This window comes from Oribacterium sp. C9 (assembly GCF_002007235.1).
GTDB lineage: Bacteria > Bacillota > Clostridia > Lachnospirales > Lachnospiraceae > Oribacterium.
Genome location: NZ_MUHW01000005.1, coordinates 119871 through 136676 on the forward strand (window position 1 = coordinate 119871; position 16806 = coordinate 136676).

Genomic DNA, 16806 nt, shown 5'->3' on the forward strand with positions numbered 1-16806 from the left:
TATATGAATTTACCTTACAGATTAAAAAGAATAGTGGAGATAGTACCTCCGTCAGACACCATCGCAGATATAGGCTGTGACCACGCCTATGTGTCTATGGAGCTGGTTCGTTCCGAGAAGGTCAAAAAAGCCCTTGCCTGTGACATTAACAAAGGACCTCTGCAGAGCGCGGCACAGAACATAGCAGGAGAGGGACTGTCACAAAAGATAGAAACGAGACTGAGCGACGGTCTCAAAGAAGTTAAGCCTCATGAGGCAGACACGGTGATCATAGCCGGTATGGGAGGGCTCCTGATGGAGCGTATACTCACAGGACGCCTCAGAGATTTCGACCGTTTTGTTCTTTCTCCTCAGTCGGATATAGAGCACTTCAGACATTTTCTCATAGATAACGGAATGAACATCGTATCCGAGGAGATGCTGATCGATGAAAAGAAGTATTATACCATCATGACAGCGGTCCCGGCTGATACAGTCAAGACTCAGAAATCTGATTCAGATTCTGATGAGAAGAACACGGCTTCTTCTCATGACAACAATTCAGCTTCAATGGAAACCTCAGTTCACTACAAGAATGAAGAGGATTTCATCTACGGAGGACTTCTTTTACACCATAAAAATGATACCTTATACAGCTTTTTACAGAAGGAAAAGCTGAGATATGAAGGCATACTTGAAAAGACTCAGAATGAAGCTGTCAGGAAGTCATATGAGCTTTGTTTAAAGGCATTGGAGGCATACAGATGATCACAGTCAGAGATATAGTAGAAAAGCTTGATAAGCTCGCACCGAGAGCTTCCGCCTGTGACTGGGATAACCCGGGACTTCTGGTGGGAAGAAGTGACAAGGAAGTGAATAAAGTCTATGTGGCACTTGATGCGACTGCAGAAGCTGTTTGTGATGCCATAGAATCAGGATGTGATATGTTAGTCACCCATCATCCGGTGATTTTCAGAGGTATAAAGGCAATAAACGATGAATCATCGCTTGGACTTAAGCTCCTTGATCTCATACAGAATGATGTCTCTGTCTACTCCATGCACACAAATTACGACAGCTGTCCCGGAGGCATGGCAGACATAGTCTGCGAGACACTGGGTCTAAAGAAGCTCGCTACCATGGAACCAACAGGCTATACTCCAAGGGAAAATGAAAACGGAAGCTCCTTTGGCTCAATGCTTCCGACCCCTGAGCCTGACACTGATAATGACGGAAATATCGCCGATATAAATCAATATGGTATCGGTTTTGTAGCTAAGCTTCCTCACACTATGACCTGCGATGAACTGGCCGCGCTTGTGAAGGATAAATTCAAGCTTCCTTTCGTTGGCTTCTATGATGCAGGTGTTCCTATCAGGACCATCGCCTGCTGTCCGGGTTCAGGAAGAGGCGAACTTAAGGAAGTCATGAAGCTTCATGTAGATGCATTTATAAGCGGAGATATGGGGCACCACGAGGGGCTTGATCTCACAGAAGAGGGCATCAGCCTCATAGACGCCGGACACTATGGTCTCGAGCACATATTTGTGGAACACATGGGCAACTTCCTTTCAGAGAACTTCCCGGAGGCGGAGATCATAAAGGATAAGAGCAGATTCCCGGTAAAATACGTATAATGAAGTTTGATTGCTACAGCTATATATAAAATCGATATTTGTCTACAAACACAAGTTACTTATATCACTGTTTGTGCCGCGTTTTTTGCGGCGGAATGGAGATCATCATGACAATCACAGCAAAGGGACAAACACAGGAATTTCCAGATGGCACAACTTTTCTCGAGGTTGCAAAACATTTTCAGCCTCAGTACGAGCATGAAATACTGCTTGCCAGTTACAACGACATGCTTTTCGAGCTTTATCATACAGTTCCCGGAGACGGCGAGATTCATTTCATTACAGGCACTGAAAAGATAGGTCAGTCAACCTATGAGCGTTCTGCCATCTTCATGATGCTCAAAGCCTTTTACAATGTCTGCGAGGATGTGAAGGGCTTCGGAGTCGTGGTTGATTATACACTGGGAGGCGGTTACTACTGCTATCTAAAGGGTGGAGTAAAGGCGACCCCTGAGCTTCTTCAGAAGGTAAAGGCTCAGATGGATGAATATCACAAAAAGAGTATTCCGATTCTCAAAAAGTCCATCAGTACCAGAGAAGCAATCAGGATCTTCCGTGAAAACGGTATGGCAAGCAAGGAACGTCTATTCCATTTCCGTATGACAGGAAGTGTCAATGTCTACTACATGGGGAATTTCGTTGATTACTTCTACGGCTACATGGTTCTGAACACAAGCTATATAAAGTACTACGATCTGATCCCTTACGGAGACGGATTTGTACTTATGCTTCCTACCAGAAGCAATCCTGAAAAGGTTGCCCCATTCGTACCTCTCAACAAGCTGTATGAGGTTGAACACGCATCCTCCAAATGGGCAGCGAAGATCGGCTGCTCCAGTATCGGTGCCCTCAATGAGATGGTCATGAACGGCTATTCTGATGACCTGATACTTATGCAGGAGGCTCTTTTCGAGAAGACCATCGGAAATATCGCCATGGACATCGCACAGAAGAATAAAAAGATCGTCATGATAGCGGGACCGTCCAGCTCCGGCAAGACCACCTTCTCCAGAAGACTCAGTATCCAGCTGAAGGCACTGGGCTTTAATCCACACCCCATCTCTGTTGACAACTATTTCAGAGACAGAGATCTGGCACCTCTTGATGAAAACGGCAACAAGGATTTCGAATCCATAAAGTGCGTTGACGTTGAACAGTTCAACAGCGATATGCTGAAGCTCCTTCAGGGTGAGACCATTCAGCTTCCACGTTACAACTTCTTCACGGGTACAAGAGAATACAAGGGTGATTTTTGCAAGCTCGGAGCCAATGATGTTCTGGTGATCGAAGGTATACATTGTCTCAATAATGAGATGTCTTCTTCACTTTCCGATGACGACAAGTACAGGATCTATATCTCATCACTGACTCAGATCAATGTTGACGCCCACAACCGTATCGCCACCACCGACGGACGACTTCTCCGCCGTATAGTCCGCGATAACCGAACCAGAGGCTACAGTGCAAAGAGCACTATAGCCATGTGGGAAAATGTCAGAAGAGGAGAAGACAAGAACATCTTCCCGTATCAGGAGAGCGCGGATGTCATGGTCAACTCCAGCATGATCTACGAGCTTCCGGTTCTGAAGATCTTTGCAGCTCCGCTCCTTTTCCAGATAAAGCGCGGAGATCCTGAACACGCAGAAGCAAAGAGACTCCTCAAGTTCCTGGATTACATCCTTCCTATAAGCCCTGAGCTCATCCCTCAGAACTCTATCGTACGAGAGTTCATCGGCGGAAGCTGCCTGGATGTAGGATAATAATGAAAGCGGTGCATTTGCACCGCTTTTTCTCGTTATGTTTTAACTATTATTCTCTTTAACTCCATCATGAAAATGCTTATACTACGGTTTTTCTATCTTAATTTCTCAGTAAAGCACCAAAAACTAAGCATTTTTTCTTAAATTTCGATGTTTTTCGCAAATATTTCAGTATTTTAACAATATTTTTTGAAATTTTACTTACATTTATTATTTTAACTTAGTATAATCCTTAATTTGCATGAACTTTTTATTAGTTATTCATAATAATTCATTAAATTGAATCACTTACATATGACAGGGCATTTTACTGAACATATGACAAAAAATATCACTAAAAACCAAAGGACGAGGATTATACATGATAAAGGGTAGTAGTTTATCAAAACGATTATTTTCACTGCTGTTAAGCATACTGATGGTGGTTGAAACAGGTACAGCTCCGGGAATGACCGGATATGCCGCAGAGAGCAGTGCAGAAACCAGAGACTCAGGCTACGATATCAAAGCTGTGGCTAAACTTCCTGAAAAGATAACAGTAAAATACGGAACCAAATTAACAGAGATCAATTTCCCTGAAACCATAAATCTGCTTGTCAGAACAGATCATTCGGAATTTAATGATGAAGAATCAGAAGATACAGCAGATGATACAGACACTGCAAGCTCAAGCTCAATCCAGAGAAATACTGAAGAGAAGGCTACAACAAGTGAAGTAAACATCGGTTCAGATCCTCAGGATGACTCAGCTCAAAGCTCAGCGACTGCAGGATCTCAGGATGACTCAGCTCAGAGCTCAGCGACTACAGGATCTCTGGATGACTCAGCTCAGAGCTCAGCGACTACAGGATCTCAGGATGAGACTGTAGCTTCAACCTCAGAGCTTGAATCAAATGCTTCTTCACAGACTGAAGCATCAAATACTAAGGCTACGGAAAGCGAAACTTCAAAGACTTCTTCTGATAATTCAAAAAGCAACAAGGACGCCGAGTTTTTAACAGAAGACCAAAAGCGTGAAGTAGAAGATCTTCTCAGCAGCAGGAAGCCAAAAATTCATGAAATAGCAAAAAAGACCGGTCTTGATCTCACAGGTTATGATATAAAAAACGCGTCTATATCATGGGAACTTGATACCACCTTTATAGATACATCCTTAGGCAAAAGCGACGACTATTATTCGGAGGTACCGGGAAAATACACCTTCACAGCTCACCTCAAAAGTGACTACGATTACAATTTAGAGCGACAGTTAACTGTAGAAGTGCTCCCTGAAAATGCAAGCAACAGTATCTTATACCCTGTTCATGTGGAAACCAGATATCTCACTGCAGGAGACAAGCTTAACTTTACAATCACTGACCTCGATCTCGGAGATGCCAATGTCTACATCACCGACAAGGACAGATCAAATCGTGAAAAAGCAGAAGTTACCGATGGAAGCTTTTTCATTCCGGTCGTAAGCGAAAAGACCGATTACTATATCTTAATCGAAGCTCCGGATGACGACATCAAGCTTCAGATGGTTACACAGGGAACTTCTTATCAGAATACCTCAGGCTCGATGGAGCCATTGAAGCTTCAGAGTGAGAATGAACTTGTAGCTCAGAACGAAAACCTCTTCATGGTACAGGGAAAGAACCCTATCATCCCGCTTACTGTTCACTGGGAAGATGCCGGAAAGGATCTTACGGCAAAAAACAGTCTGGTGGGACAGGATATACAGAGCCTTCTTTATCTTGAGTACTTCATAGAAGGTGTAAGTACTGAATGGAAGCGCCTGGATCTTGATGAGATGAAAACTGTACTTGGACATGCAGCGGAGACAGACCATGTACCTTCTCCGGCAGACCCCGTGTCGGAAACATTGACAAAATCCATCAACAACACTGTAGTCACCTATAGTTTTACCGACTCTCTTTATGACAGCGTCATAGAACGTGACACCACAAGTGGAGAACTCATATCTCATCCTGTGAAATACCGTATCGCCGCTGAAAATGCTGTGGGCGCTCATTATTTCAGTACCTATGAGGATGGAAGCGGAAACGAAGATAAGGATGGCACTATCCTTCGCTGCTATGAGATGCAGACATACACTGCCACCGTCAAATGGAACGATTATGCAAAGAAGACAAATGAAAGACCATCCAAAGAAGACTGGATAAAGCATATCCATCTTTACAAAGTCAAAAAGGGTGACACCAAAAACGCTGAGGAAATAAATATCGTCACCGATGCAGAAAACGCAGAAGGTGTAATGAGCATCACTGAAACAACAGGAGATGAGTGGGTCATCAACATACGTGGCTATGGCTATGACAAGAACAATCATCCTATTCACTATTACATCACTCAGGACGATATAAATCTTGGGGATGACACAGGTTCAGAAGGGAACAAAATAACAAAACGTCATTATGAAGCCTCTTATAAAAATGTGGACAATGCCTCAGACCAGAAAAACAGTCTCTATACCGGAGGTACACTTGTAAATATACTTACAGGTGAAACAGACTTTACTGTATATAACGACTGGCTGGATGATGCCGCCGATACTACGATCGGAGCACGCCCTACCATTTCCATCAAGCTTTACAGATATGCAAAGAACGGCAAAATAAATGACAAAACAAGATGGTCAAATCTGTCACCTATACAGGGTTCAGATTATGAAGCCTTCAAAGAAAATATAGGAGCCGGAGAAAATACAAACAAGCATTACGGTCTTACCTTACCGAAGGAAGGTTCTCTCAGTGCATACAACACAGACGGTGCCGAACTCGTCTACGTCGGAAAGGTAAAGAAAGCCGGAGGCTCAGCGACTTATAAGACCAGCCTTAAAACGAAAGCTGAAAAGAGCTGTGAGCTTTATCAGAACAATTTTGCACTTAACGGTGAGACCATCCAGAATCTCATAGAGGGTTCTGTCAAGGTTACAGCTACCAAAACATGGAAGGCTGCTGCCAGACAGGATGTAAAATCAGAAGTCACCCTGTCACTTTTCAAAACAACAAAGGATCCTAAAACCGATAAAGAGGCTGCTGAAAATGCTGCTGTCAAGCTTACCGACACTATGAAGCTTGACGGTTTCATCTCTGAAGTTCAGAGCAGAAGTACAACTTCCGAGCTCCCTAAGTATGACGAAAATGGTGATAAGCTTTACTACATTGCAAGAGAAAAAAGCGTAGCTACAGCTGTCAACAGTGAAGCAGCCAATCCGGAATTCAGAGAAGCTGTTTTATATAAGAAGTATGGCAATGATTATATCCTGACCTATGATGGCTACCGTTATATTCAGACTTACGCACCTGATAAAGCAGCAGATGAAAATGCATCATCCGAAGCATCCGATGATCAGTATATAAACATTACCAATACTCTCGTAGGTGATGCGGAAGTCCTGATCACAAAGACATTTTCATCAGGTCTTACCGAGGATGATCAGAAAAACGGTCTTGAAGTCACCTTTGATGTTTATCAGAACAAGACTAAGATAGGTTCTGTAAAACGAATCTATAAAGATGGACAGATACTTAAATCCGACGGAACCGTTCTGGAAAGTAATGTAGACTTCACAAAGGAATTTTCAAATCAGATCCATATCAGATCCTATGAAGATCTGGATGAGAAGAAGGATGCAGAAAAAGCCGGTCTTCTTCCAAGATATGATGATGAAGGTGTTGAATACAGATACACTGCTTATGAACATGGTGATATAAAAACTCATGGTTACTCTTCAACAGTTCATAACTCTATAGAAGAGCCTGAAAAAGACATTACCATATCAGGCAAGACCCACAAGGAAAAGTACCTTCTTTCCAATGTTAAAATAGTCAACAGCATCGGTGAAGATAACCATATTTCTGTTTATAAGCAGTGGCTGGATGATGGTGACTCTGTCGGAAGAGAACCTGTGACATTTGTACTTGAAGTTAATATAAATGGTACATGGGAGCAGATCTCCGAAGCAACCATTGATCCCGCTTCAGAGAACTATGTTTACGTAAGGATTCCTGATGGATATAAGAATGAATATACAGCATGGAGAAACCATGAAAATGGTTCTGAACATACCTTCAGAGTAAGAGAGACTTATGTAGGCTCCGAAAAGAAAGGAAAGAATGCAGTTCATTCCTACAACGAAGCAGCCTCATCCATAGAAGCAGCTTTTGCTTCACAGCCGGATGTTTATACTGCCTATACGAAATATAAGGATGACGTTGCATCAAAGAGATCAGCCTCATCCGAAGCCGAGCAGTATGGCTTCGTAAAGGGAAACAACTATATTTACGATGTTCATGTAAAGGAAAACGACGGATCCGTAAGACTCGATACACCTCAGTCTTTTGATTTCATCATAACCAATTTAAGAATCGGTTATGTGTCCTTTGATGTCAATGCTGAGAACTGGACGGATGGTGTGCTTAAAGAAAAGGCGCGTCCTGACAGCATCTCACTGGAGGTTACGAAGGGTTCTGAAACCATCACTGTGCCTCTTAGGGAGACCGGCGATGCAAAGACCAACTGGAAGGCCGGTTACGGTCCTTACAGAAAGTATGACGAAAATGGTAAACTGATTGATTACAAGTTGGGCATCAAGTCTGTAAGCTTCAGCTATAACAGTAACAGAACAGAGGCTGAAAAGCATTTCGCAGGAGCCTATGTAAGAACAGATGAAAACAGCATTTCACGCGGACCTTTCCATACAGGAGATGTTTATTCATTTAAGTTAAATCACGAACTTAAACAGAACATCGTTCCTACTGTCAACAAGTACTGGGAAGATGATGATACAAAGACAAACAAACGTCCTGATATCGTCATGCATCTTTACCGTACATATGAGGACGAGGGTGGAAATTACCATGTAGAACAGCTTGATAATACAGGCTATATCCCCCACGAATGGGAAACAAATAAGGATGAGTATCACAACTGGTGGCAGCTCACCTATTCAGCTCAGCCTCGTTTCAGCAAGGGGGATTACTACGAATATACCTACTACATCACAGAAACCATCCCTTCCGGCGAAACCAACGATTACGTCGAGATAGGAGCCTTTCCTAAATCTCCGGAATTAAACGGTAAAACAGCCGAGTACAGCTATGATGAAAATACACCGGAAAAGCTTTTACTTGAAAATAAGACAACAAGCATTTCTGCCGCTAAGGTAAGCATTGACAAAAAAGATGCCCAGACTATAGTCAACAGACAGAGGAGCAGTCGTACCGTAAGCGGAGAAAAGATATATTCAAATCTTCCTGCCGGTTACAGCTCATCTAATCTCACAAAGATAAAGTTTGAGCTCTGGAGAAAAATAGGAAATGAAGTTACTGAGCCAGTTTATGAATACGTACACGATGTTGATACTTTGGGCCGTGATATTCTGAAGCTTAAGGAAGGCGGCAAAAAACTTACGACAATATATGATCCTGCAACTGCAAAGGGCTCTACCAAGTTCCAGTTCAGGAATGAAGACGGAACAATTGCAGAGGTACCTAAGTACGATGAAAAGGGTCGTCTCTACACTTACACCATCAGGGAGGTGAGTGACGGAGCTGATTCTGAAGAATCAAAGCTTATTGGTCATGTTTTCAATCTTAAAACAGAAGACACCCTGACAAACGGTCTGGTTGCCACCAACGGATACAATGTGAATGACGGATATGAGATCACTTTCTATAAGAAGTGGGACGGCTTAGAGCTTTACAGTAAATCACATGATACTGCAACAGTGCCATCCATAAAAGTCCGCTTGTACCGTTATCTTCAGTCCAAAGATGGAATCATCGCCGGAAGTGAGGAGCTGGTAACAACGACAGATGTCATTCTTAAGTATGACTCTGAGCATCCCGAGTACAGTTCATATACCTGGCAGGTTCCATACTATGCACCTAACCTTAAACCATATTTTTACGTAGTATCCGAGAATCCAGGAGAAGAGGTCAAGAGTTACGGTGAGGTATATACCGCTGAGATAAAGGATAGATCCGGTGAGGTAAATCTCGATAGATCAGGTAAGAATCTTTATGGTATCTCAACTGAGATCGCAAATATCTTTTCTTCAAAAACAGGCGGCATGGTGAATCACAATAATAACTGGACAGGCTATGACACTCCTGTAAACGGAGAATACAGTATCGACGATAAGAAGGGTAAGGGTACTGCAGGATTTATAAATGTCTATACCGGTGATTCAAAGGCAAAGGAATCAACTTCATCTTCAAAGGGAAGTATGAGTGGCAATACACCTCCGTTCAGCTCTCAGATTCCCGGTAAAACCGAAGTGAAGCCTGAAACTGCAGTTCCTTCTACATCGGGCACAAAACCTCAAACTGATACAAAGACCGGTACAACTACCACCACAGTCTCTTCATCAGGTTCAGGCTCTGGAAGTTCTGTAAGCAGAAAGAGTACTCCGTCCTATTCCCGGGATAATAGTGACAATGATTCCGACGATAGACCTGTGACAGTAACAAATGCTGATCCTGCCGAAAAGGGTCTTAAGTATTCTGAAGACGCGAAGGAGACAAGCATTATTCAGTTCTACACAGATACAGATTCTGCTTCAGAAAGCACTTTTGATGAATCAGGCTCTGTTCTGGTCGCAAAGAGGCCTTTCGATGATGACAGTACCAGTGCTATAAGCAGAGGAAGATCCGGAGCTCCAAAGACCGGTGATGAGTCTGCGATGTTCCTGTACGGAATTCTAAGCCTTGTGTCAATGCTTATTTCAGTAAGCTGGTTTGTTATTAATAGAAAAAAAAGAACTAAGTGATGACCTTCATCTTATTGCTGTGGATTTGATTTCACGGCAGTGAGTTTTACATCAGCTTTTAAAGTTTATATTCTTCAAATAAGATATTTTCTACTTGTAAAATGTCTTATTTGATAGTAAACTTTAGGCTCGAGTATCGGATGTGGTCGCTGCCAGTATAAGGGAAACCGGCTGGGAGAGGAAAGTCCGGGCTTCACAGAGCAGGATGCCTGCTAACGGCAGGTTGCGGTGACGCACAGGAAAGTGTAACAGAGAACAGACCGCCGGCTTTTGCCGGTAAGGGTGAAACGGCAGTGTAAGAGACTACCGCGCATCTGGTGACAGAGGCGGCATTATAAACCCCATTCGAAGAAAGACCAAATAGGAAACATATGGCTGCTCGTCAGTTTCCGGGTAGGTTGATTGAGACGTATGGCAACATACGCCCTAGATAGATGACCACTTGATACATAACCCGGCTTATTACGATACTCGATCATTTGATCATCATACTGTCGCATCGGAGTTCGCTCCAGTGCGGCAGTTTTTTTGTTTCCAGAAAGTACAAACTGAGTGAATGCAAAAATGCAGCGGGATAGCACCGGCCCACTCGGTTGAAAGTACATACTGCTTGTCGTGTTCGTCCCGTCTGCACTTCGTGCATCCGGATACGTACACGTCTTCGCAGTTTGTGCTTTCAACTCGCAAGCCTTGGTGCCTATCCCGCCGCATTTTCTACCTTCTATTTTTTATCAGCACTGCTTAAGATCAAATCCAAAATACTTTACAGCGTTGTTGTAAGAGATACCCTTGATGATCTCCTCAAGTGCCTTCTTGTCATATGGATACTCACCGTTCTCTACCCAGTTTCCTACGAGCTCGCAGAGAATACGACGGAAGTAGTCGTGACGTGTGTAGGAAAGGAATGAACGTGAGTCTGTGAGCATTCCGTTGAAGTTTCCGAGGGTTGAGAGATTAGCGTAATTTACAAGCTGATCTGTCATACCCTGCTTGTGATCATTGAACCACCATGCAGCACCCTGAGTGATACGGTTCTGTACCGGAGACTTGCAGAAGCATCCTGTGATGGTATTGATAGTAGTGTTATCACATGGGTTCAGTGAGTAAAGGATGGTCTTTGGAATCTCATCAGTTGCTGAGAGAGCATTAAAAAATGCTGCAAGCTGGTCAGCAGGAGCATAGTTATCAACTGCATCGAAGCCTGTATCTGCACCGAGCTTGCTGTACATGTCAGCATTGTTATCACGGATACAGCCGAAATGGATCTGGAATACGAGATCTCTCTTGTTATACTCCTTGGCAAGGAACTGCATCTCGGCTGTTCTATACTTGGCACACTCGAGATCTGTGAGCTTCTCACCCTTGAGCCCCTTCTTCAGGATCTCATCAACCTCTGCATCAGTAGCAGGAGCGTACATTACATAACGTAATGCATGGTCAGTTACGAGGCATCCCATGGACTGGAAGAAATCAAGTCTGTTCTTGAGAGCTTCCTTGAGTGATGCGAAGTCCTTTACCTCGACACCTGATCTCTCAGAAAGCTTAGCCATATATGAAGGGAACTCAGGCTTCTCGATGTTTGTTACCTTGTCAGGTCTCCATGCAGGAAGTACCTGAACATCAAATGTAGGATCATCCTTTATCTTTTTGTGCCACTCGAGAGTATCGATAGGGTCATCTGTTGTGCAAATGAGAGTAACATTGGAAGCCTTGATGATATTTCTTACAGACATGGACTTCTGACGAAGCTTCTCGTTGCAGAGATTCCATACCTCCTCCGCTGTATCTCCTGTGAGATAGCCCTCATATCCGAAATACTTACGGAGCTCAAGATGAGACCAGTGGTAAAGTGGGTTTCCGATAAGCTTAGGCATAGTCTCTGCCCACTTCTGGAACTTTTCGCGATCAGACTTGTTACCTGTGATGTACTCCTCCGGAACACCGTTTGTTCTCATCTGTCTCCACTTATAGTGGTCACCGCCCAGCCAAACCTGAAAGATATTATCGAACTGACGATCCTCTGCGATCTCCTGAGGATTGATATGACAGTGATAATCGAGAATAGGAGTATTCTCAGCATAGTCATGATAAAGCTGCTTTGCTACATCTGTAGAAAGCAAAAAGTCCTTGTCCATAAATGGTTTCATTTGAATTTACCTCCATAAAGCATCATATATAATTGAAATCGGTCACCCGATATCAAAATCTGGTCGTAGCTCTCTTTACGAGCTTTGTCTTAACCACCGTCCTGGCAGGAAGTGAAACGGGCAAAGCATTGCCATTCTCATCAAGAGGCGGATTTAAAAGCTTCATAAGTGAATCGCAGGTCTTCTGGCAGACCTCCTCGAGCTTTGCGTCAACACTGGTAAGCTCCGGGGTAGAAGCCTCTGCAAGCTTTGAGTTGTTGTAGCTTACTATCTGGATATCCTCAGGGATCCTGAGACCGTGGCTGACAGCAAACTTCACCGCTCCGATACCTGAGGTGTCGGAGGATGCGATGATTGAGTCAAATGCTTCCTTCTCGTACTCAGCGGCGAGAAGCTCAGCTATATCTCCGTAGGACTTCTTTCCCTTGACTATACGGATGTTCTCCTCAGAGATGCCGCATTTTTTTGCACCGGCTTTAATTCCTTCGATTTTCTGTTCTCCGGAAAAACTGTCACTGGAATAGACGTATATGATTTTCTTCGCACCTGACTCATGAAGCTGTGTAAATGCTTCCTTCATGCCGCCCATATCATCACTTCTCACTGAGTAGATGCCCATAGCTTCTATACAGCCGTTCACCATCATTACAGGATGTTCCTTCGCCCCGTCGATGATGTACTGGTTATCCTCAGGATTCTTCTCCACATACTTTGATCCCGCAAGGATGAAGGCATCAACCTGTCTTGATTTCAAGAGCTCGAAGCTTGCCTTCTTAGTCTCCAGATCATAACCTGTGCAGCACAGGATGGAGTTGTAGCCGTTCTTTCGAAGATCCGTCTCGAGATAGTAGATTGCATTGGCAAGGTAGATATCCGATGAATCGGAACACATGATTCCGATGGTTTTCATGGAACCTCGGCCTAAGCCCCTGGCATAAGCATTGGGCGTATATCCGTACTCGTCGATAATGTCCATGACCTTTTTTCTTGTTTTTTCCGAGACATTGTCGGCTCCATTGATAACTCGTGATACTGAAGCAATGGATACACCCGCTGCTTTTGAAATGTCATAAATGTTCATTATTTTTCCTTTATCAAAATAAAATGGTATACTTGACCGTATCGCTCGGGTTCGGGCTTGATACCCTCACCCGATCCCTTCGGGATTGAATGATTTTCTTGACCGTACCCACCTGCGTTCCGCTGGTCGGGTTCGGGCTTGATACCCTCACCCGATCCCTTCGGGACCCGAGCACAGCTCGGGCCGTATCGCTCCGGAATCCGCTTTATGCGGATTCCTCCGCTGTAACCGCTTACATTTATTGTTGATTATAGCCGACTAATGTTATAAAATCAATGCAATATCGAAATTTTGAGTAAAGTGTTTTCATTACACAAAGGAGCTTATATCATGAATTTTCCAAATCGTTCTTTTGATCTCGTAACCATGGGACAGCTTATGCTGAGATTATCTCCTCCGGGAAACGATCGTATAGCAACCAGCGATATTTTCGAAAAAAATGTCGGAGGAGCAGAGCTCAATGTTTCTGTCGGAGCGTCTCTTCTGGGGCTGCATACAGGTATCATCTCGAAGCTCCCATCCCATGACCTTGGACGTTTCATGAAGGGTACCATCCGAAGTTATGGCGTATCCGACGACTTTTTTATTTACGATAATTCTCCGGACGCGAGAGTGGCGGTATATTTCTACGAATACGGTGCTTATCCACGTAAGCCCCAGGTCATCTATGACAGAAGAAACTCAAGTTTTTTCTCCATCGATCCCGAAGAGATAAATCCTGAGGTCTACAAGAACACCAAGTGCTTCCACACATCAGGAATCACCCTTGCTCTTTCACCTAATATCAGAAAGACAACTATAGAAGCCATAAAAAAATTCAAAGAGAATGGAACTCTCATTTCCTTTGATGTAAACTTCAGAGGTAATCTCTGGACAGGAGACGAGGCCAGAGAGACCATCCTCGAGATCCTTCCTTATGTAGACATTTTCTTCTGCTCAGAGTCAACAGCACAGCTCACTTTCCTTAAGGAAGGTTCATGCCGTGATATGATAAAGAGCTTTACAAAGGACTATCCTATAAAGACTGTTTTCGCGACACAGCGTACAGTTCACAGTCCTAAGTGCCACGATTTCGGTTCCATAGCATATGACGCGGAGCTTGATGAGTTCTTTGAAGAGCCGCCATACAAGAACATCGATGTAGTTGACCGCATCGGTTCCGGTGACTCATACATTTCCGGTGCCCTCTATGGACTCATAAGTTCAGGCGGAGATGTGAGAGAGGCTGTGAAGTATGGTAATGCCACATCCGCCATGAAAAACACCATACAGGGCGATCTCCCTCAGTCAAACCTTGCAGAAATCGATGCTGTCATCGAAGACCATTATTCAACAGGTTTCCACAGCGAGATGAACAGATAAGATCGAAGTTTGTGGGTTACAAGGAAAGGATGTAGAGAGCAATGTTCATGCAAGACATCTCTACGAAAGACTTGGCTTCATACAACTTGTTACGATACCCGGTGGATTCAGGATGAATGATGGACATTAAGATGATTAATGGACGTAAGAATAACGAGGAAGATTAGTACACAAAAAAAAGGAACCTCGAATCCATGAAGCACTCGCCATGTCATCTACCGTTCCTTTTATCACGAATCGTCTCAGATATGTGAAGCACTCGCCACATCTCTTTAACTTGTTTTAAATTGTACTTGAATTTGTACAATTTGTCAATACAGAAATCACAAAATATTTAAGAGAATATATAATTATTGGTTTTTGAGCTGTAGCAGAAAGTAAATAAAGATAATGAAGACCACCCAAGCCATAGTGCCTGAGCGGTCTTTATATTCATACAAAATCAACCTTCGTTACAGATTTTCCAAAGATCGTCCCATTTTCCAGAACGAACGCCAAGGAATGTTCCCTCTCGATTAAAGAGGCAATAAGATCCGTCTTCATAGTTAGATATGAATTAGAAGAAACTTTTCGAGATATTATCGTAGAACTATATCCTAAAGATGACCGACATTCTTGATGAAATTAAAAGGGATAATGTACACAGGTTTTGGTCACAAGTATACAATATACAACAGTTAGTTAAACCATGGTTTTCATACAAACATACGTTTATGTATTGCGCTGCATGCTGGGGTGCGTCTGTTGACACGCGTAACGTTGCGAGTTACAATAATTGTATGATTAAGTCATTTGCACACAAAGGATTAAAAGATTTCTTTGAAACGGGTTCTAAAAAAGGAATACAAGCAGAACATGCGCCAAAGCTAGGAAGAATTCTTGATAGGCTTGACGCAAGTACTTCTGCGCAAGATATGAACTTGCCAGGATATAGATTGCATCCCTTAAAAGGCGATAAACAAGATATGTGGTCTGTAACGGTTAATGGTAATTGGCGAATTACTTTCTATTTCGAAGGCAACGATGCTTATCTTGTCGATTATCAGGATTACCACTAAAGGAGGTAAAATATGAACAGAAGACCTACTCACCCTGGAACAGTACTTTTAGAAGACGTGATAAAACCATTACATCTTACAATAACAGATGCCGCACAGATGCTGGGAGTAACCAGAAAGACATTATCAGAGCTAGTCAATGAACGTATTTCATTAAGCCCTGAAATGGCGATTAGAATAGGGAAAGCGACTAATACATCTGCAGAAAGCTGGCTTAACATGCAGCAAAAGCTTACTTTGTGGGAAGCTGAACAGCATTCGCCCGAGAACGTTATTCCTTTTCCTTGCCGTAATATAGAAGAAAATACGTTGCTGCAAATGTGAACCGATTCAATTAACATTATGTGTATGGCATTCTGAAGCTTGAAGGTTTTTCAACCGAGAACGATTATATAAAATTGAAAAATGAAAACAAAAGAAGAATTACTACTCTGTACGGTAGCAACGGCAGTATCTCTTATCGGAGGAATGACATGAATTACAAATTACGAAAAATAACCGCAGAAGACGATGCGGCTGTAGCCGGACTTGTTCGCGATAATTTAAAACAGTTCGGATTAGATATTCCCGGAACTGTATATTTCGATGAGGTACTTGATCATCTAAGCGATTTTTATAACAGTGATATGTGCCAGTATTACGTGGTTGAATCAGAAGGAATTGTTATCGGCGGAATAGGATTTGCACCTTTTGAACATATGAAAAATACTGCCGAGCTTCAGAAACTTTATCTTACAGACAGCGCAAAAGGAAGCGGTATAGGGTATAAGCTTATTGCCTTCATCGAAGAAAAGATGCGAGAGGCCGGGTTCAGAAAATCTTATCTTGAAACTCACGAAAATCTTCAGGCGGCTATTCATATATACCAGAAAAGCGGATATCACGAGATTGAACGTCCTAAAGAAGTGGTCCACAGCACTATGAACAGATTTTTCGAAAAGGAACTTGAAAGTTTATCATAAATGATTCAAAGTTATTGACACTCACGGTTCAACGTGCTAAAG

Annotated in this window: 10 protein-coding genes and 1 other RNA gene; 9 read left to right on the plus strand and 2 right to left on the minus strand. The window is 43.0% G+C overall.

Features of this window, described 5'->3' with window-relative positions; genetic code table 11:
• Positions 1-3: 3 nt before the first annotated feature.
• The 5 genes from BXO88_RS05000 (at position 4) to rnpB (ending at position 10632) form a co-directional block, all read left to right on the plus strand.
• A complete protein-coding gene (locus BXO88_RS05000) occupies positions 4-747 on the plus strand; it encodes a class I SAM-dependent methyltransferase (RefSeq protein WP_078036651.1) in 744 nt (247 codons plus the stop codon).
• Positions 744-1616 (plus strand): Nif3-like dinuclear metal center hexameric protein, encoded by an 873-nt coding sequence (locus BXO88_RS05005; protein ID WP_078036652.1) that lies wholly within the window; start codon positions 744-746, stop codon positions 1614-1616. Before BXO88_RS05000 ends, BXO88_RS05005 begins: the two co-directional genes overlap by 4 nt.
• 107 nt (positions 1617-1723) lie before the next feature.
• Positions 1724-3376 carry a nucleoside kinase gene (locus BXO88_RS05010; RefSeq protein ID WP_078036653.1) on the plus strand — a complete coding sequence of 551 codons (1653 nt, stop codon included), beginning with the start codon at positions 1724-1726 and terminating at the stop codon, positions 3374-3376.
• Positions 3377-3737: 361 nt separating this feature from the next.
• Positions 3738-10154: a Cna B-type domain-containing protein gene (locus BXO88_RS05015; RefSeq protein ID WP_078036654.1), complete on the plus strand. Its 6417-nt coding sequence runs from the start codon at positions 3738-3740 to the stop codon at positions 10152-10154.
• Between the two features lie 130 nt (positions 10155-10284).
• An RNA gene (gene rnpB / locus BXO88_RS05020) (RNase P RNA component class A) lies at positions 10285-10632 on the plus strand.
• 253 nt (positions 10633-10885) lie between these two features.
• On the opposite strand, the gene uxaC is transcribed toward rnpB, so the two are convergent.
• Positions 10886-12301, minus strand: a complete 1416-nt coding sequence (uxaC, locus tag BXO88_RS05025) for a glucuronate isomerase (RefSeq protein WP_078036655.1) — start codon at positions 12299-12301, stop codon at positions 10886-10888.
• A gap of 52 nt (positions 12302-12353) precedes the next feature.
• Positions 12354-13382: a LacI family DNA-binding transcriptional regulator gene (locus BXO88_RS05030; protein WP_078036656.1), complete on the minus strand. Its 1029-nt coding sequence runs from the start codon at positions 13380-13382 to the stop codon at positions 12354-12356.
• 330 nt (positions 13383-13712) lie between these two features.
• Between BXO88_RS05030 and BXO88_RS05035 the strand changes: the two genes are divergently transcribed.
• The 4 genes from BXO88_RS05035 (at position 13713) to BXO88_RS05055 (ending at position 16764) form a co-directional block, all read left to right on the plus strand.
• Positions 13713-14744 (plus strand): sugar kinase, encoded by a 1032-nt coding sequence (locus BXO88_RS05035; protein ID WP_078036657.1) that lies wholly within the window; start codon positions 13713-13715, stop codon positions 14742-14744.
• Between the two features lie 779 nt (positions 14745-15523).
• On the plus strand, positions 15524-15802 hold the full coding sequence (locus tag BXO88_RS05045) for a type II toxin-antitoxin system RelE/ParE family toxin (RefSeq protein WP_078036686.1): 279 nt from the start codon (positions 15524-15526) through the stop codon (positions 15800-15802).
• Positions 15803-15814: 12 nt separating this feature from the next.
• Complete coding sequence (locus BXO88_RS05050; protein WP_078036658.1) at positions 15815-16126, plus strand: HigA family addiction module antitoxin; 312 nt, start codon at positions 15815-15817, stop codon at positions 16124-16126.
• 149 nt (positions 16127-16275) lie between these two features.
• The gene (locus BXO88_RS05055) at positions 16276-16764 is read left to right on the plus strand and encodes a GNAT family N-acetyltransferase (protein WP_078036659.1); all 489 of its coding nucleotides are present in this window, start codon (positions 16276-16278) and stop codon (positions 16762-16764) included.
• Positions 16765-16806 lie beyond the last annotated feature (42 nt).